This is a genomic window from Arthrobacter sp. 05L417 (assembly GCF_056397865.1).
Window position 1 is genome coordinate 1 of the sequence record NZ_JBFTOG010000113.1, and the last position, 599, is coordinate 599.

Annotated in this window: 1 protein-coding gene; it reads left to right on the top strand. The window is 72.1% G+C overall.

Annotated elements, in window-relative coordinates; all coding sequences use genetic code 11:
- Nucleotides 1–599, top strand: a 599-nt coding sequence (locus tag AC1DJW_RS26545; protein WP_476902965.1) for a DUF222 domain-containing protein, incomplete at both ends; no start/stop codon positions are given.

Genomic DNA, 599 nt, shown 5'->3' on the forward strand with positions numbered 1-599 from the left:
ATCCGCTCCGGGATCTGGCGGATGCCTGCCTGGACGGCCTCGCCGAAGTGGCCCGGCTGGAAGCCCGCACCGCCGCCCTGAAAGCGCAGCTGGCCGCGGACTACGCCCACGCGGCCAGGGCCCTCGCGCCACCGGCCGCATCACCGCAGCAAGCCACCGCCCAGGAGCTCTCCCTGATCGCCGAGGTGGCCTGCGTCCTGACCGTCAGCGAACGAACCGCCGGGGCCTTCCTCTCCGACTGCCAGGCACTGACAACCGGGCTGCCCCTGGCCCTGGAAGCCCTTCAGTCCGGGACGATCTCCTGGCAACACGCCCGGATCATCATCGACGAAACCAGCGCCCTGGGCCCCGCCGCAACGGCCGCCTTGGAAGCACACTTCCTGGACCCCGAAGCACCCAACCCCGCCCGCGGCTGCCCCGCCGGGGACCTCGTCCCCTCCCGCTTCCGCGCCAAGGCACGCACCTGGCGCGAACGCCACCACCCCGTCAGCATCGAAGAACGCCACACCCAAAAAGCCGCGGACCGGCGGGTCGAATACCTCCCGGACCGCGACGGCATGGCCTGGCTCTCCGCCTACCTCCCCGCAGCCACCGCCGCA